Source organism: Pseudomonadota bacterium (assembly GCA_027620075.1).
In the GTDB taxonomy this organism is placed as follows: Bacteria; Pseudomonadota; Alphaproteobacteria; order Rickettsiales; family UBA6187; genus 1-14-0-20-39-49.
This window is the reverse complement of sequence record JAQCEY010000005.1, coordinates 57,274-75,598: the sequence shown is the minus strand read 5'-3', so window position 1 is coordinate 75,598 and position 18,325 is coordinate 57,274. Positions and strand designations below refer to the sequence as shown.

15 protein-coding genes and 1 tRNA gene are annotated in these 18,325 nt (G+C 37.2%); 5 read left to right on the top strand and 11 right to left on the bottom strand.

Going from position 1 to position 18,325, the window contains the following annotated elements; translation table 11 throughout:
• Positions 1-2 precede the first annotated feature (2 nt).
• The gene (locus O2942_07995; GenBank protein MDA0782188.1) at positions 3-4,904 is read right to left on the bottom strand and encodes a CHASE domain-containing protein; all 4,902 of its coding nucleotides are present in this window, start codon (positions 4,902-4,904) and stop codon (positions 3-5) included.
• The gene (locus O2942_07990) at positions 4,904-5,653 is read right to left on the bottom strand and encodes a DUF5020 domain-containing protein (protein MDA0782187.1); all 750 of its coding nucleotides are present in this window, start codon (positions 5,651-5,653) and stop codon (positions 4,904-4,906) included. Before O2942_07990 ends, O2942_07995 begins: the two co-directional genes overlap by 1 nt.
• Positions 5,654-5,757: 104 nt before the next feature.
• Here O2942_07990 and O2942_07985 point away from each other — a divergent pair, with 104 nt between their 5' ends.
• From O2942_07985 to O2942_07975, 3 genes are all read left to right on the top strand, one after another.
• Positions 5,758-6,018 (top strand): hypothetical protein, encoded by a 261-nt coding sequence (locus O2942_07985; protein ID MDA0782186.1) that lies wholly within the window; start codon positions 5,758-5,760, stop codon positions 6,016-6,018.
• Between the two features lie 72 nt (positions 6,019-6,090).
• On the top strand, positions 6,091-6,477 hold the full coding sequence (locus O2942_07980) for an MbcA/ParS/Xre antitoxin family protein (GenBank protein MDA0782185.1): 387 nt from the start codon (positions 6,091-6,093) through the stop codon (positions 6,475-6,477).
• Positions 6,478-7,185 carry an RES family NAD+ phosphorylase gene (locus O2942_07975; protein ID MDA0782184.1) on the top strand — a complete coding sequence of 236 codons (708 nt, stop codon included), beginning with the start codon at positions 6,478-6,480 and terminating at the stop codon, positions 7,183-7,185.
• Between the two features lie 7 nt (positions 7,186-7,192).
• On the opposite strand, the gene O2942_07970 is transcribed toward O2942_07975, so the two are convergent.
• From O2942_07970 to tig, 6 genes are all read right to left on the bottom strand, one after another.
• Positions 7,193-8,101 (bottom strand): hypothetical protein, encoded by a 909-nt coding sequence (locus tag O2942_07970; protein ID MDA0782183.1) that lies wholly within the window; start codon positions 8,099-8,101, stop codon positions 7,193-7,195.
• Positions 8,102-8,300: 199 nt separating this feature from the next.
• Complete coding sequence (gene lon / locus O2942_07965; protein ID MDA0782182.1) at positions 8,301-10,706, bottom strand: endopeptidase La; 2,406 nt, start codon at positions 10,704-10,706, stop codon at positions 8,301-8,303.
• A 5-nt stretch (positions 10,707-10,711) separates the two neighbouring features.
• On the bottom strand, positions 10,712-11,038 hold the full coding sequence (locus O2942_07960; GenBank protein MDA0782181.1) for a hypothetical protein: 327 nt from the start codon (positions 11,036-11,038) through the stop codon (positions 10,712-10,714).
• Between the two features lie 41 nt (positions 11,039-11,079).
• Positions 11,080-12,357, bottom strand: coding sequence for an ATP-dependent Clp protease ATP-binding subunit ClpX (gene clpX, locus O2942_07955; protein ID MDA0782180.1), 1,278 nt, complete (start codon positions 12,355-12,357; stop codon positions 11,080-11,082).
• Between the two features lie 20 nt (positions 12,358-12,377).
• A complete protein-coding gene (clpP, locus tag O2942_07950) occupies positions 12,378-13,010 on the bottom strand; it encodes an ATP-dependent Clp endopeptidase proteolytic subunit ClpP (protein ID MDA0782179.1) in 633 nt (210 codons plus the stop codon).
• A gap of 203 nt (positions 13,011-13,213) precedes the next feature.
• Positions 13,214-14,542, bottom strand: coding sequence for a trigger factor (gene tig, locus O2942_07945; protein ID MDA0782178.1), 1,329 nt, complete (start codon positions 14,540-14,542; stop codon positions 13,214-13,216).
• Positions 14,543-14,896: 354 nt separating this feature from the next.
• Here tig and O2942_07940 point away from each other — a divergent pair, with 354 nt between their 5' ends.
• Positions 14,897-15,916, top strand: coding sequence for a hypothetical protein (locus tag O2942_07940; GenBank protein ID MDA0782177.1), 1,020 nt, complete (start codon positions 14,897-14,899; stop codon positions 15,914-15,916).
• 130 nt (positions 15,917-16,046) lie between these two features.
• The gene (locus tag O2942_07935) at positions 16,047-16,409 is read left to right on the top strand and encodes a hypothetical protein (protein ID MDA0782176.1); all 363 of its coding nucleotides are present in this window, start codon (positions 16,047-16,049) and stop codon (positions 16,407-16,409) included.
• Positions 16,410-16,792: 383 nt separating this feature from the next.
• Here the strand turns inward: O2942_07935 and O2942_07930 are convergent.
• The 3 genes from O2942_07930 to O2942_07920 all read right to left on the bottom strand — a co-directional run bounded on the left by O2942_07930 (position 16,793) and on the right by O2942_07920 (position 17,940).
• Positions 16,793-16,877 (bottom strand) — tRNA-Leu (locus O2942_07930).
• A 53-nt stretch (positions 16,878-16,930) separates the two neighbouring features.
• Entirely contained in the window at positions 16,931-17,551 is a 621-nt protein-coding gene (locus O2942_07925; GenBank protein MDA0782175.1) for a DedA family protein, read from the bottom strand.
• A gap of 50 nt (positions 17,552-17,601) precedes the next feature.
• Positions 17,602-17,940: a hypothetical protein gene (locus tag O2942_07920; protein ID MDA0782174.1), complete on the bottom strand. Its 339-nt coding sequence runs from the start codon at positions 17,938-17,940 to the stop codon at positions 17,602-17,604.
• Between the last annotated feature and the right edge of the window lie 385 nt (positions 17,941-18,325).

Below are 18,325 nucleotides of genomic sequence, written 5' to 3'. Positions count from 1 at the left end.
TCTTATGTATCCAATTCATTTTTAATATAAGAAATCAGAAACTTTTCTGCTGCTTCAAAAGCAGGCAGAATATCATTAAGCTGTTTCTGATATGACTGTTTGTTAAGGTTGTTTTCTCTTGTGTCTTCCTCTATTTGCGCAGCTATTTCACCAATGGCATCTGCCCCAATCTGGCGGCTGGATGATTTCAGTGTATGGGAGGCGCTCATAATTTCTTCTATATTTTTCAATTCTATGCCACTTTTAAGGATTTCAATATATTTTTTTGAATCTTCCAGGTAGCTTTCCAGGGCTATTCTAGTATTGTTTTTCATAAGTGATTTAAAATTCTCTAATGTTTTTATATTCAAAATATCATCCTGGTTATTATTTTCTTGAGTTATTTCGGTGTTACCCTGGGAGTTGTCAGTAGTTTTATCTGTATCAACCTTTTGTATTTTTTCAGAGGGCAGCCATTTCACCATTATTTCTTCTAGTTGTTCATGTTTAATTGGTTTTGATATATAATCATCCATACCATTATTCAGGCATTTTTCTTTATCACCACTGAGGGCATTCGCTGTAAAAGCAATGATTGGTGTGTGTTTCTTTCCTGACTCTGCCTCGTACGCAAGTATGTGCCTTGTTGCCTCAAAGCCATCCATATTTGACATATGGCAATCCATTAACACTATATCAAAACTCTGCTCTTTAAATAAACCTAAAGCCTTTTCGCCATCTTCAGCTACAGTGACATTGCATTTAATATTTTCCAGCATTGTTTTTGCAACAAGTACATTTGTTCTGTTATCTTCTGCTAATAACACTGAAACATTATTGCAGACAATATTTTCTGTTTTGGAAATTCTGGATTCTCTTATAGTATGGCTAGTTACCAAATGAATTTCTTTTTTATCAAGCTTGGCCAGCCAAATGATATTCAGCATTTTAGTAAGATGTGACGGGTATACAGGCTTTGTCAAATAGCCGCTAAAACCAATCTCTTGTAGTTTTTTACTTGATTGTTGTTTTGGAGCCGATGTAATTATAATAAGTAATATATCGGCAAGTTCAGGTGTTTGTTTGATTTTAGTCCCCAATTCTTCTCCTGTCATTTGAGGCATACACTGATCCGTTATTACTATTTCATAAGGCTTGTTATTTTTGGCAGCTTTTTCCAGCATAGCAAACGCCTTTATGGCATCAGGGGAAGTATCAACCTTAAGCCCTGTATTTAACAATTGCTCCTTTATAATTTCTAATGCTACTTCGCTATCATCGACAACAAGCACCCGAATTCCTTTCAGGTCAGTTTTCCTGTACTCAACCGCATTAAAAGCTTCGTCAGTATTTGGATTAAACTCCATTGTTAATTGGAATTTAGAACCTTTGCCTACCTCACTTTCAATGGTGATGTCGCCATCCATCATTATTGCAAGTTGCTTGCTAATTGCAAGCCCAAGCCCTGTACCTCCATATTTACGGGTTGTGGCCATATCAGACTGACTGAATTTCTCAAAAATCAAGTCCTGCTTGTCTTTAGGAATGCCTATTCCTGTATCTTCTACTTTTACAAGAAAACCTAATTTGCCATTATTGCTATTAAAAGAAGCAATCTCTAATAACACATGACCTTTTTCGGTAAATTTTACCGCATTGCTTAAGAGGTTTAGGAGGATTTGCCTTACACGCCCGGGATCACCTACAACGTAGCGCGGTGTTTCGGGCGCATACTGAAATAAAAGCCCAATATTCTTTTCATAGCATTTTATTTTGATTATCTCACAAACATCTTCTGCTAAAGATTGCATATCAAAAGGAATTTGTTCAAGATCCATCCTTTCCGCCTCAATCTTAGAAAAGTCCAGTATATCACTTATTAGTTCAAGTAATGCATTAGCAGAGCTAATAGCGGTTTCTGTATAATTACGCTGTTTTGGTTTTAACTCCGTATCAAGTAATAAGCTGTTCATCCCAATAATTCCATTTAATGGGGTGCGGATTTCATGACTCATATTAGCCAGAAATTCTGATTTTAGCCTGGTGGATTCCTCGGCTTTTTCTTTGGCAGCGAATAACTCTTCCTCATCCTTTTTCCTTTGCGTTATATCCCTGAAAACAACCATTGCCCCTGTAACATTGCCAAGTTTATCCCTTATAGGAGATGAGGTATATTCCACAGGAAAAAAACTGCCGTCTTTACGCCAGAATACCTCATTATCTATGGTACTTTGTATCCCTTCAGTAAAAGCTTTATATATATTACAACACTCTTTTGGATATGGGGTGCCATCGGGGTATGTGTGACGGATTAGATTATGTTGTGGTACTCCCAACATCTCTTTTTCTGTATAACCTGTGATTTTCAACGCAGCAGGATTGGCAAAAATAGTATTTCCCTTCAGATCAAGGCCATAAATACCCTCCTTGGCCGAATTTAGAATCAATTCGGAGCGTTGTTTTTCATCCTGAAACATCTTACTGCGTAATCTGGAAAGTATTACATAATAGATTGCTATTCCAAATAGCAGAGAAGTAAACACCCCTTCCATCAATATCAGTAGGGATAATGGAGATTTATACTGCACTATAAAAACTTTCTTAGGCCATATAGTTACAGACCAGTTTCTATTAAATAAATCCAGCTCTTTTATTATACTAAGTTTCTTTTCATAATCATTATCTTCAATAGACGTGTACACCTCTTTTTGCCCATCGCTAATTCTGATGTTGAATAAACTTCTGGAGTCTTCATTAATTATCTGATTAAGAAAAATATTTATATCGTATATTCCAACTATAAAGCCGTCAAATGCGTTGTTAACATGGATGGGTACATAGGATATAAAGGCTTTATAGCCTTGGACAAGATCAAGTGGAGGGGTGATGGTAATCGCATTCTTTTCCGCAGCTCCTTTTAAGGCATTTTTTCGTTCTTCGTCAAATGCAATATTCAAACCTAAAGCATTTTCATTACCGGATAAAGGCTCTACCCAACGGACATGATATGTCTCATCAACCCATTCAACGGTTTTTAACGCTATATTGTCCCTCACATAATTTTTTGCGTCATGCTGCCATTCATTTTCCGGTGTCTTACCTTCTATTTCCCACCTCTCAGCCATTCTTCGTAGTGCAATCACCGAGTTATTTACATTGTCTCTAATCGATGTTGCTATAAGCTCTGGTTGTTTCTTAACAGTCTCACGGATAAAATCATATTCCCGCCTTTCAAGCTGTAGCCACAATATTATTGTTACTGAGATGGCAATAACGGAGGAAAATACAGGAATAAGATATATTCTGATTTTAAAATTTTCCGTATCCTGCTCTGATTGAGTAGAATTATCCGTATGGGCTGATAAAATTAATATAAAAGCACCAAATATAGCCGAGAAAAATAGTCCGCCTATTAAGATGTACCATAATTCCCAGCTATGCCCTATATCAGTCAAGGCGTTTTTCTGAATAAATGTAAATCCCCACTCACGTCCGGCAAATTCAAACTTTACTATAGATTCTAATAGCTCGCCCTTATCTTCTATAACATTGGATTCCTTGTTATCAGGAGTCCTGGAATCATATAATAGCTGCTTGTCTTCAGGTGCATCAAGGTCATATAACATAACATCAAGTGATTCTTTGCCTGCAAGTTTATTAATAGGTGCAAGCATATCAGGCACAATAAATACTCCGGCAGTGTAGCCGATAAGGTCCTTGTTCTGTGATTCCTTGTTATTATATACAGGGTGGTAAATTATAAGGCCATATTGGTTTTCCGCCTGAACTATAGAAAGGCGTCCTGTAGCGATTGCCATTCCTTCATCTCGTGCCCGGTCAAGAATTTTCTGGCATGCATTATTTGTTACCTTGTCCGGACTGTATACATCATAACCATGTGCGGCTTTGTTTTTATCAAATGGTTCAGTGTAGGCAACAGGAATATATATATATCTCTTGGAAGCAGGCCGGATATCGTTAATATCAAGCCGTTCTTTAATTACAAAATCAGGAAACCCCTGCTTTCTGATTTTTTCTTCAAAATCTTTCCTGTCTTCATGTCTTACTACAGGGTTCCATGATAAAGCCTGTATGGCAGGATACAGCTCAAGAGATTTTTTTGTAAATGTTTTGAATTCCTCTGCATCTACATATTGTGAGGCATTGATAAAGCTATCAATTGCCACAAGGCTATTTATAGCTGACTGCATGTTTTTTTGGAACTCGTTTGTAATATTAGCCGCTTTTACTTCAAGCGACTGCAATGCATTCTGCTGCTGACCTTCTTTACTATTGGTAAAAACAAAAATCGTAATTATGACAAAGAGTAAAGTAGGCAATGTTATTATTGCCTTTCTCAGGCGTGAAACAAATTTTGTTAATAAAATCAATATTAGAGGTGTGAATAATATAACTCCTATCGCATCACCCACCCACCAGGTGAACAGGCTGATTAAATATGCTTTGAGAGGTATAAAGCCAGCCATTAGCAGAACCGCCGGGCCTATAGTGGCATTGATCAGGCAGCCGACAACACCACCTAGTAACAGGATGGTAAGAATGTCTTTTTCGTTACTTAGAGTTGTTGGAAAATTAACAAATCTTTTAATTAAATATGCACTGATAGCTGCTTGTAATAAAGCACCAAAAGCAATGCCGCTTCCAACAAGAATAGGGGTAACGGAAATAATATCCGCCCCGGAATTTGCCGCTATCAATAAATTAGTGGCAAATGACCCTAAAAATACACCGGGTAAATAGCGGTATCCCCAGAGTAATATTAAAGCTAACGCGATTCCGGCAGCTGGCCATACAGGAGTTGCAAAACCGGGTGGAATAGCGAGCAGGAGAGATAATTTACCTGCGACAAAATACGCTACAGCAATTAATAATATCTTTGCTATATATCGTGCTATTTCTCCCATTAAAACACCCATTTAAGCTGCAATTGCGGAACAGATTCAGTTTTACCGTCTATGCCGAATTTGTTGTGCCAGTATTGATATTCAATACCGCCATATAATTTACCTTCTTTTTTACCTATTGCACGGCCTATATCCATTAGCAGCCTTGGTACAATCATTTGATTCTTGTGATATGTGCGCCCCTCATCCCCGGCAAAATCAGCAAATCCTTCAAACAGGAACTTTTGCTGACCAATTTCAAATGGGCTGTTCCACGCCAGGGTTATTTGCCAGGTTCTTTCATTTTGAATTTCCGGGTTATCACGGATAAAAAAATTGGTTTTGAAGAATTTAAATCCGGGAATATCTAAGTCAATAGCCCCACCATAAAGATAAGCTCTTATATCACTTTTACCTTTTTCATACATGGTTGAGATCAGGACATCTTTTACTATACCATAAGACAATTTCTTGCCGGATATTTTACTTAAACTAAGGCGGGGAGCAAACTCACCATAGGCGGTTGTCTTGCCGGGATCAAAACGTGTCCCATCAATAAACATGAAGAAATCACCATATTTCCAGCTATTTGCGTGCTCCAGAGTGATAATAGTCCGACCTTCTTCGCCGACATCATAATCCCAACCTTTTAACAGCTGTATATTGGTTGAGTGCCACTGCACCCAATCGCCTGCTTTTGCAGAAAATGAAAATATAGAAGAAATGATCATGGCAAAAATGCCAAGCACAATAATTTTGTTAAATTTCATACCCATACCTTGAGTTTTATTTGTATTGCCTATGCAATATTATTGTAACACGGTATGCTTAATGAATTATTAACCAAATATTAATATGGTAGTTGTGGGTTGATGTGAAACAGGACACTAATTTTGAAAAAAAAGAAAAACCCGTAAAAAAACCTAAAGAAGCACGAAATCTTTTTTGGGAAGATGAAAACAAATTACAAAATGTTCAATCCGACGGCGGTCACAGAAGACTCGTAAGGCAACGCTCGCAACCGGTTTTATGGGTCGAAAAAGAAGAACCGTTCAGCCGTAGAACATTAGAAGAATTAAAAAAGATAGGAGAAGAATTCGCAAAGCTATCAAAACCTTCAGGCTTTGAAAGATAAACCGATGCGGTTGCATATGCAATATTTTTATGGTATTATTGTATATGCAATTAATTATCTTTAGGTTTTAATATGGATTATAATACTATTCAAGACAATAATAACATTGGAAAAGATGAAGTTCTGTCAAAAGCTATACTTAACCTGAAGGATTCGTGGCAACTGAGCAACAAGGATATTGCCGAGATAATCGGTGTTGATTCTTCTTTTATAACCCGCTTAAAAAAAGGTCAAACGCAAATAGAGCATGACAAAAAAACGGGGCAGTTGTCTTTGATGCTTATAAGGGTTTTCAGGAGTCTTGGGGCTTTTTTAGGGGATAGAATGACAGCACAACAACAATGGCTTGATTCATATAACCGTGCATTCAATAGCACCCCCATTGATGCAATGAAGAATGTTGAAGGATTATCAAGGGTGGTGATTTACTTAGATGCTTTAAGGGGTTCTGAAGGGTAAATGTTTGACGATATAAATATAAAAGAGCATATATGTCCTAATAATGATTGTGTTGGCTTCAGGGTTGTTGAGGATCAGCAATATATAAGTACCAGACCGTTGGTGGACAGCAATACCGAGCATGAGATATTGGAGAAGATGCTAGAAGACAGCAAACCTCCGAAGCCTCAGCCTTTTGAGATGAGCGATGCGGCAAAGAGGGATTATCTATTGTTCACGCCGTTTCGATACCCCCCTCTTTTAAGCGGTACGAGATATGGCAGGCAAACCGAACGCTCAATATTTTACGGCAGCATGGACTTAAGTGGGGCTTTTGCCGAAATAGCACATCAACGCTTCCGCTTCCTTGACGATACCGACGCTAAGATTCCTCCGGTTACTATAAACTACACTTCTTTTAAATTTTTTGCCGGAACGGAGCTTTTCGTAGACCTTACAAAACCTCCATTTAACAAATATAGATCTGTGCTAACGGATAAATATAGTTACAAAAACAGTCAGAAATTAGGTTCTATTTTAAGGCATAAAAAGATTGAGCTTTTTTATTTTTTCAGTGCAAGGAGTGAACAAAGCACTAATATAGCTATATTCAGCCCGTCGGTTTTTACTAAAAGAACATCAAATCACAAACACTGGCAGTGTGTTACACATACCGGCAGGGTTGAGTTTTCTATGGAACGCAAGGTTTTATATAAATTTTCCGGATAAAACTATACTAGTTGTTAATTAAATACTGATTAAATTTAATATTATACTCACTCAAATCGTAATATTTAACCGCTAATGTTATAGGTTTACCTAAAAATTGTTCTTCCAGATAAAAAGAGTTGCCTATGTTTTCTACGGAAGATAACACGGTTTCATCCTCCAGACTGACGACTTGCATAGACTTAACATGTTTATTCGATTCGGTTATATTAAAACCATAAGACGTACCGCCTTCTACAGTACTTTTATAGTTACCGTTCGCTAAAATACTGAATGAAACCAGTTCATTAGATATTTTACTCGGAACGGTATTGCTTATGGATACATCTTTTATGAGAGCCTTACCTTCTTCAGCACCCTCCGACGCTGCCATAACGTAGAAATCCGCCTTCACCCAAAGATTTCGCATAGACTCAAGTACAAAAATATTATTCTTATAATTTATATATAAATTACCGTCACGGGTACTTGTCTCAAGAAGTTCCGGCTTACATCCGTCACCGGTCAAACAGCCCGTATAATAAAATATTCCACGCTGTTCTTTCTGACTTTCTTCTTTAAGCTTTTCTTCCTCTATTTTCGCTCTTTCTCGTGACTCTTTTAAAATGTCCCTTGGCGGCTTATCATAAACAAATATGGAATTTATCTTACTTTTTTCCGCATCCATAGATAGGACTTTATATGACGGGTTAGAAACCATGAACTCAATTTCTAATTTAGAACCTTCAGCAACATTACTTTTAATGGTACTAACGTTAAATGATGTAACCTCAATGTCGCTATCCCCGATTTCTGCAACTTGAGCCGTAGCATCACTCTCTTCAACAGTTTCCGTTTCCTGAGCGTATGAAGTATTGGCAGCAAATACCGTCGATAACAAAAACAATACTGAAAACGTTCTGATTTTATTTAACATCTTACCTACGTCCCTTCACTAAATTATACCCTTTTTTAGGTATTATTAATTATAGATAGATTTTGTAATAGAGAATTTATTTGAGCATCTTATATTAAAGGCTACTAGATACTTAAACAAGTTCAGTATAACATAAAATTAAAAATTGCAGTACAATTTATACAAAATACATCTATAATTAACAATACCTTTGTATTTATCAATGAGTAATAAAACTATCGTCCCCATCATTTACCGTAGCATCTGCTGCAATATTTTCAACCTCAACCCACTCTGTCGGCTCGGGAATTTTAGTTAAAGCTATATTAAGAGCTTCTTCTGCAGTAGTTATCGGAATTAGCTCAAGTCCGTTTTTTACATTATCGGGTATTTCCGCTAAATCCTTTTCATTTTCTTTAGGTATCAATACGGTTTTCACTCCTCCTCGAAGGGCTGCCAGTAATTTTTCTTTCAGACCTCCTATCGGGAAAACCCTACCACGCAATGTTATCTCACCTGTCATAGCAACTGATTTTTTAACAGGTATCCCTGTCATTACCGAAACAATAGCGGTATATATTGCAACACCTGCCGAAGGACCGTCCTTCGGGGTAGCCCCTTCAGGTACGTGAATATGTATATCTTCCTTCCTATATTGAGGAGGTGTAATTCCATGCTCTAAACAACGGGAACGGGCATAGCTAAATGCTGCCTGAGTCGATTCCTGCATCACCTCGCCAAGCTTTCCGGTGCTTTTTATAACACCTCTGCCCGGTAACTTTACAGCCTCAATAGTTAGCATGTCACCGCCAAACTCGGTATATGCAAGCCCTGTAACCACGCCCACCAAATCTTTTTCGCCTGTTTCACCGAATGAGAATTTCTTAACACCGAGATATTTTTCAATATTTTTAGAAGAAATTTCTACTTTTTCCGTTTTTTGGGTAAGGATTTCCTTTACGGATTTTCTGGCAAGTTTTGAGATTTCACGCTCAAGATTACGGACACCTGCCTCACGAGTATAATACCTTATGATATCCCTAAGAGCGTCATCTGAAACAGACCACTCACCTTTTTTCAGACCGTTCTTTTTAGTCTGCTTACTAATCAAATGCCGTTTAGCTATTTCTATTTTTTCATCTTCAGTATATCCGGCTATTCTTATAACCTCCAGCCTGTCCAACAAAGGAGGCGGCATATTAAGGCTGTTCGCCGTAGTTACGAACATTACGTCCGACAAATCATAATCCACTTCCAGATAGTGGTCGTTAAAATTAGAATTCTGTTCGGGATCCAGAACCTCCAGCAGTGCAGATGCGGGATCTCCCCTAAAATCGTTACCCATCTTGTCAATTTCATCAAGTAATAATAACGGGTTTGAAGCTCCTACTTTTTTCATGGACTGAATTATTTTACCCGGCATTGAACCGATATATGTCCTTCTATGACCTCTTATCTCCGATTCGTCCCTAACTCCGCCCAAAGATATCTTGCCGAACTTGCGTCCTATAGCTTTAGCAATTGATTTTGCAAGCGATGTTTTGCCCACTCCAGGAGGACCTACCAGACAGATAACCGTGCCGCCGACTTTTTTTGTGCGTTGCTGTACAGCCAGAAATTCCAGAATCCTCTCTTTTACCTTATCCAGAGCATAATGGTCTTTATCTAAAACATCATTAGCAAATTTCAAATCGCCTTTTATTCTACTTCTTTTATCCCAAGGGATATTGAACAGCCAGTCAAGATAGTTTCTCGTTACGGTAGACTCGGCAGACATCGGCGACATTGCCTTTAACTTCTTTATTTCAGATAAAGCCTTATCTTTAGCTTCTTTTGTAAGCTTTAATTTTTTGACCTGCTCTTCAAGCCTTGATATTTCGTCTTTACCGTCTTCTTCACCAAGTTCCTTATGAATAGCCTTTAATTGCTCGTTAAGATAATATTCTTTTTGGGTTTTTTCCATCTGATCCTTAATTCTGGTACGAATTTTCTTTTCCGTATCCAGAACCTCCATTTCAGATTCCATATAAGAATATATCATCTCTATTCTTTTTGAAAGCTCGATACATTCCAGTATTTTCTGCTTTTCATCAATTTCAAGGGTCAGGTGGGAAGCTATTGCATCTGCAAGACGTGCGGCATCTGTCACCTGAGATAAAGAATTTGTTACTTCAGGAGCTACTTTTTTATTAAGCTTTGAGTATTTAGCGAACTGGTTAAGGATAGATCTGGAAAGAGCCTTAATATCCTTGTCCTCACTATATTTTTCGTCAATAACACTTACTCTTGCCTGAAAGAAATTTTCACCTTCGATAACTTCCTTAATGTTCATTCGCTGACGACCTTCGACAAGAACTTTTACGGTTCCGTCAGGTAGTTTTAACAATTGTAGAATATTCGCCAACACTCCTACTTTATATATGTCCTCGGCTGCCGGTTCATCTTTGCTTGCGTCTTTTTGTGTTACAAGCAATATCATCTTATTTTTTTTTAGCACATCTTCTAAAGCACTGATGGACTTACTACGCCCTACAAACAAAGGAGCTATCATTCCGGGGAAAACAACTATATCTCTTAAAGGTAACAATGAATAAAGGTCATCACTTACTTGTTTTTTATCAATCATAATGTTTACGCTTTTTCTAATTTTTCAAAAAGCTCTTCTGCTTTTTTTTTGTTGTATTGTTTTAATATAGTATCAAGTCTGAATAAATCAATGACCCACCATATAAATAAACCTCCTAAAGAGAAAAAAAACAGAAAAAACATCTTCCATCTGCCCACATAAACGTAGTGAAAGCTAAAAAACCAGCAAATTATAAGTAAAGATTCCTGCTTTCGATATTTTTTATAAAGCCCTAAAAGTTCTTCTTTTCTACTAGCGGATAGGGTGCGATATTTAGAAGACAGAAAGTCTTCCAGCTCTTTGATTAAAGCAACTTCGGATCTTGTTGTCATATTCCCCTAAAAAATTTCTAAAAAACCAAAATAAGCGTTAATTAAGATGCTTTTGTTTTCTTAGGACTTTTTTTGGTTTTAGTTTCAAAGACTAATATAGGTTCTTTTTTCTTGTCTACCGCATCTTTATTCACCACCACCTCTTTAAGGTCTTTCATGCCTGGAACATCATACATAAGATCAAGTAATATATCTTCTAATATCGCTCTTAAGCCCCTAGCTCCGGTTTTACGTTCAATCGCTCTTTTAGCGATAGCGTCCAGTGCATCATCTTTGAACTCAAGTTTAACATTTTCCATCTCAAACAGTTTCTGATATTGCTTGATAAGTGCGTTTTTAGGGGTAGTAAGTATTTCAACCAACGCTCCCTCATCTAAATCATTAAGGGTAGCCACAACCGGAAGACGACCTACAAACTCAGGTATCAAGCCGAATTTAACCAAATCCTCAGGCTGTAAGTTCTGCAATATCTCACCCACACGACGCTTTTCCTCGCCTCTTACATCAGCACCGAAACCTATAGAAGTTCCCCTACCGCGGCTGGATATTAACTTTTCCAGACCCGCAAATGCTCCGCTACAAATGAATAATATGTTCGTAGTATCAATCTGCAAAAATTCCTGTTGCGGGTGTTTACGTCCGCCTTGCGGTGGAACTGATGCGATAGTACCTTCCATAATTTTCAATAACGCCTGCTGCACACCTTCGCCAGACACGTCACGTGTAATAGAAGGATTATCGGACTTACGGGAGATTTTATCAACCTCGTCAATATAAACTATACCCCTTTGTGCGCGTTCAACATTATAATCGGCAGCCTGTAGCAACCTAAGAATAATATTCTCAACATCTTCACCCACATAACCTGCTTCCGTCAACGTAGTAGCGTCTGCCATAGTGAAAGGAACATCAAGGATACGTGCCAGAGTTTGTGCTAATAACGTCTTACCGCAACCTGTAGGACCGATTAGTAATATATTGGCTTTAGCAAGCTCAATATCGTTTGCACCTTTTTCAGAATGGCTCAGTCTTTTGTAATGGTTATGCACGGCAACCGATAAAACTTTCTTTGCGGCAGTTTGCCCTATAACATAATCATCAAGTACTTTGCATATATCTTTAGGGTTAGGAACTCCGTCACCGTCTTTGACTAAAGATGACTTGCTTTCCTCACGTATAATATCAAGACACAGCTCTACGCATTCATCACATATAAAAACCGTAGGTCCGGCTATTAACTTCCGAACCTCATGCTGGCTTTTACCGCAAAACGAACAGTAAAGAGTGTTTTTTGAGTCGCTTCCGTCAGATTTAACCATCTAATTAACCTATCTTTATATTATTTTTTAGCATCTTTAGCGTCATGAGGGCGTTGAGTTATAACCTTGTCTACCAGTCCGAACTCCTTTGCGGACTCGGCAGTCATAAAGTTATCACGTTCCATGGCTTTTTCAATTACGGTTAAACTTTTCCCCGTATGTTTAACATACAACTGGTTAAGGCGTTTTTTAATTTCCAATATTTCCTTAACATGTATTTCCATATCGGTTGCCTGTCCCTGAAAGCCTCCCGATGGTTGGTGTATCATAACTCTGGCATTTGGAAGAATGAATCTTTTTCCTTTAGCACCGGCAGTAAGAAGCAGGGAACCCATTGAAGCTGCTTGCCCTACACATAAAGTACATACGTCAGGTTTTATATACTGCATCGTATCATACATTGCCATTCCCGAAGTTACCACTCCGCCCGGGGAATTAATATACATATATATGTCTTTATCGGGATTTTCCGACTCTAAAAATAACAACTGTGCCGTTACAAGGCTTGACATACCGTCATGAACCTGTCCGTTGACAAAGATTATTCTTTCTTTCAAGAGTCTGGAGAAAATATCGTAAGACCTTTCTCCTCTATTTGTCTGCTCGACTACCATCGGAACTAAGTCCATATGTGGTGCGAAAACATCACTCATACCATTACCTATTCAATAAGTTTTTGTTTCTATCTGACAAATATAGAGAACAACTTATTACATAGCAAGAGTTTGAGTAAAAAGAAGTTAACATTATTAAGAAAGAATGGGCATAAAAAAAGTCGTTAAGTATAGAAAACAACAACTTAACGACTTTATTTTTTTAACAATTTTCGGTGGATAAAACCTGAAGAACGGCGTTTTTAAACCTCATCTTCCTGTGCGAATTTCAACAATTCTTCGGTTGTAACACTTTTTTCCTTGGTTTTTACCTTGCCCAGAACAAAGTCAACGACCTTTTCTTCTAAAATAGGCCCTTTAAGCCTGTCAAGTGCTTCTCTGTTCTTTTGATAGAACTCTATAACCCTTTGCTCCTGCCCCGGATAATTACGTGCCTGATCAAATACAGACCTTCTTAACTCGTCCTCGGAAACATTAATTGCGTTCTTTTTGCCCAAATCGGCAAGTATAACGCCAAGACGAACCCTTCTTTCGGCAAGTTGTTTGAATTCTTTATCTTGCTCTTGCTTTTCTTTTTCAGAAGCGTTTTTAACCTCTTCGGCATTGCCGGCACTTTCCTGAATGGACTTGAACTCCATATCAACCATAGACTCAGGCACTTCAAATTTATATTTTTCGTCCAGAGCGTCAAATATATCTTTCTTGAGCTTAGTGCGTGTTATCATCTCAAAATCCTTAGAGATTTGCTCTTTTATGGCATCTTTAAGCTTATCAAGGCTTTCCATGCCTAGTGTTTTAGCAAATTCGTCATTTTCCTCAGGTGTTTGCGCCTCTAATATATCTTTTAAGGTAACATCAAATTCAGCATCTTTACCGGCAAGCTCAGATGAACCGTATTCTTTAGGGAAGGAAACTTTAACTAAAACTTTGTCATCTTTTTTAGAGCCTTCCAGTTGCTCTTCAAATCCGGGTATGAATTGTCCCGAACCAAGTTCAAGCTGAAAATCATTAGCGGCACCGCCTTCGAAAGCCTTGCCGTCGGTTTTGCCGACAAAATCAATAACTACCGCATCGCCTTTTTTAGCTGCACGGGCTTTTTTAATCGGTCTGAAGTTTTTTTGGGATTGCTTAAGACGCTCCATACCGTCTTTAACTTCTTTTTCAGTAACTTCAATTATGCTTTTTTCAATCTCGATTTTTGCAAGGTCAACCTCGGGAACTTCAGGATATATCTCAAATGAAATGTTATATACCAAATCTGCGTCTTCTTTTTCAGGGTCATATGAAGATATTTCTATCTTCGGCTGCACGGCAGGATCTAACTCTCTCTCTTTTAACACTTTTTGCGAACTATCGGCAACTGCATGTTCAAGCACTTCGCCTAAAATTTCCCTACCGTGTTTTTTCTTAACGATACTTAAAGGAACTTTCCCAGGACGAAAACCCGGCATTTTAATTGTTTTAGCAACCTTAGCCAAACGCTCGTCAACTTTTTTGCTTATTTCTTTAGCTTGCAGGGTGATTTCAAATTCTCTTTTTAACCCTTCATTCTTTAACTCGGTAACTTGCATATGTAAACTGACCCTATTTTATCTGGTATTTTTAATTAGATACACCTGTATAAGGATTTTTTCGGAATTTGCAATATTTTTCGATAAAAATTTAATATATTACTAAGTGGTTTAGTAGTTTTTCGTTATTTTATAGTATTTCCAATTTCTGTTAAAGGTCGCCACTCCCGAACAAGCCGGAGAACTACTTGCATGAGGATCTTATCTCCTGATATCGCCTAAATTGCAATCAAAAGCCCATGCTTGAAATATGTTACATTTTAATGTATTATGGTTGAAATGATAGCTATTACCTTTCATTAGAGAACTTTATGAATACCGTAGAATATTGCAGGTTCGGCAAGACATATAACAATGACTAATAACAACCGCTTTAACCTGATGTTCGACCCGAAAAAAAGTAAAGGGATAGTTTCTCTATATTATAAAGAAGCTTTATCCGATGCTTTGGTTGTTGCCTCACAGTTACAGGCTAATTTGTCATCAAGAGGTCTGGAATCGGAAGTGGTTTTTTGGGGTAATTTATCCGATATAAAAGATGCGGGAAATAATCTGTCCAATGAAAAATCATTAGCCCCCGAGATTAAATCCGTCAATACCGGTTCTATTAAAGACAGTGATGAAAAAGATTTTAACGGCAAAACTATTCAAGGCTTTGTTTCAAGAAAAGTACCTATAAAATATAATAATAACGGTTGTGATGGTGAGACACACCTAACCGTTTATGAAAACAAAGATCTTTACGCACTAAATAACCATGCTGTTGAAAATGAATTAATAACAGAAGAACAAAAAGCAAAAATCGACGCTCTTATAGGACTAATAGATCCGGAATCGAACAAATATATCGGAGAGGTCGGAATAGTAAATGACGTAAAGAAAGCAACCGTACTATTCTTAGAACAAAAGGTTTTTCAGGGCGGTAGTTATTATCTTGATATTGATCGTGCCGAAAGACTTAAAGAGTTTGACAGCTCAAAATACACAAGGCAGCCGGACGGCAACAAAAACTTACCGGCAATGTATAATATGAACGGTCAGGAAATAGACGTTATGGTTATGCAAAACGGTAGAACCGATGAAAACAAACTATATTCGGTAATAGATCGTTATCATGACAGTCTTATTTTAAAAAAGAAAGACAAAAACCCTAAATACGCCTTTAAAACAGGTGATAATTATTCTGAAAACTTGACCGACAAACTATATCGCACACACTACGCAATGAACTCGGAACTAAACATGCAGCCCATTACTATGGCAAAAAATGATTCGGTGCAACCTTCCGAAAATGACTTCTTTGAACCCGAAAAAACCGGTCGCAAAAGAAGAACTTGGGTACATGGCGTTTCGGAAAGTAAAGAAAGAAGTTAGAGTAATTTACATAAGTTCCAAATACTCCATTTAAGATAATAATGGGAAAAAAGGGAAAACTGTAACGTTAAATACATAATTATGTGCTATTATTGTTGATATAATAAATATAATTGAGGAGATATTGCCCATGTCAGATGAACCGCCTCTTAAACAACCAAGAATTCATGAAAATATTGGGGGAAACAAAATTGTTTCTCCTGTAGAAAAATCTAAGTCTCAAGACCCTAAAAAATATGATCTGATGGCTATTAATAGATTGCAAATAGAGGAAGCACAATTAAAATCAGGAGAAATGAAATATGAGGGTTACGAGGCGTTAAGCACAGTCAGCATACAAGCTGCTATTGTGGATGCACGTAATAAGAAAAGAAATAGCAAGAGTGTTGATGAGATGGATGTTGATGAAGTAACAAATTCAGAATCATTTGAATCAAGATATTCTCGTAAGCGACCATATAATTCACCGGATGGTCCCGGATTTGGAAGGTAATTGTATTAAATCTTTGTTATCCTTTTAGTAAAATCGTATATGCCTCAATGGCATTGAAAGTAAAATAAAGATAATGACTTACTGAACAGTGCGGCATTACTAATTAATCATATCATTACAAGTAAACTGCCCCGCAGCAAGCTACGGGGCATATAGCTTAGTTGCAAGTGATGCCTGACTTAAGATGCAACTTACAACTTAAATTATACGAAGCAAGCCTCGAGGAATTAAACCTGAAAGAGATTAAATATAGTTATTCTTCTTTTTTAATCTATAAAGAAGGATTTTTTTATGTCGTTATCATGCAAGAAATGTAGTACAAAAAATTATCATAAATCCGAGAGCGAAGTAACAACAAAACTGTTTACACTCCAATTTTAAGATGGTGCGGGTGGAGGGACTTGAACCCCCACGCCTCGCGGCGCTAGAACCTAAATCTAGTGCGTCTACCAATTCCGCCACACCCGCAAAAAGAGATAGGATATCTAAACTATTATTATAAAAAGTGCAACCAATAAAATTTAATTTTTATTATTTTCAGCTTTTTTCTGATTTTTTTTATGCCGATACACATAAATAACAACGGCAATGGCTACAATTATCAACAAAGAAACCACTATTAATTTAGTATATTGCTTTAATAATTCTTCGCTATGACCTATAAAATAGCCCAGTAACGCAAGTATAATCACCCATATTCCGGCACCAAGCGAAGTAAATACACTGAATTTCCATAGATTCATTCTCGAAAGTCCGGCAGGAATTGATATTAGCTGCCTTATCACGGGAATTAAACGCCCTGTAAATGTTGAAAAGGAACCGTGTTTTTTAAAGAACTCTTCGGACTTCTCCAACTTGTCCTCGGTTATCAGGAAATATTTTCCGAACCTTATAATTACAGCCCTGCCTATGAATATCGACAAATAATAATTGACCAAAGCACCGACCAAACTCCCCGCCGTTCCCAGAAAAATAATTACCGCAAGATTCATTTTGCCCTGATACGCAAGATATCCGGCAGGTATTATTACTACTTCACTAGGGAAAGGTATGAATGAGCTTTCTATAACCATAAGGATAAAAACACCCCAATAGCCCCATCCGTCAACCGTATTTAGTATAAAATCTATAATTTGCTGCATGCGGGGAATATAGAGGCATTAAATCAAATATGCAACGATTTAAGACCGTGTTACAAACCCTTTGACAAGATTATCTTCCTCACTATAGGCACATGTATTATCTCGCCACTTAAGCCGCATTTGTTCTTATCCCTGTACTTAGCGGAATCATTAAAAATCTCACCTGCCTTTTTATCAGTATATATCTCATTATGTATAACTTTAAAATCCCTGATTATTTCAGCCTCGGTGATATCGCCCGATATATGTCTATCGGCTTTTTCTTCAACCTGCTTATCCTCATTGCCTTCAAACAGGTCTATTGCACTTTGTTTCTTTTGTCTTATACGACTTCTAATTAAGTCAATGCTATTTTTCACTTTATCATTACCGTAATCCGTAATTGACATAAACACCTCATATAGCCCCCAGACACTTAAACCAAACACCTGACGGCAAGATAGAACATTTACAAAATTTTTATTTAAGAGATAGAAACTAAAACTTTAACTTAAAGACGGTTCTTTTGTTAACAAACAACTTGAACTAATAAAATCTAAAATTACATATTTCAGCCTATAACTTAATTAACAAATATAATTAATGTTTATTTAAAACATATTACAATTTATAAATAAGTTAAAGGTTATGTCAACTATTTGTCTAGATAAATAGAAATATTTATAGAAGCTTCTGCAAAATGGTGTAAAAGTCCCTTCTCCCAAAGGGAGAAGGGACTAAGAGTTGAACTTTACAACCTTTTGCAGAAGATTCTATACAACAACGTCATTCCGT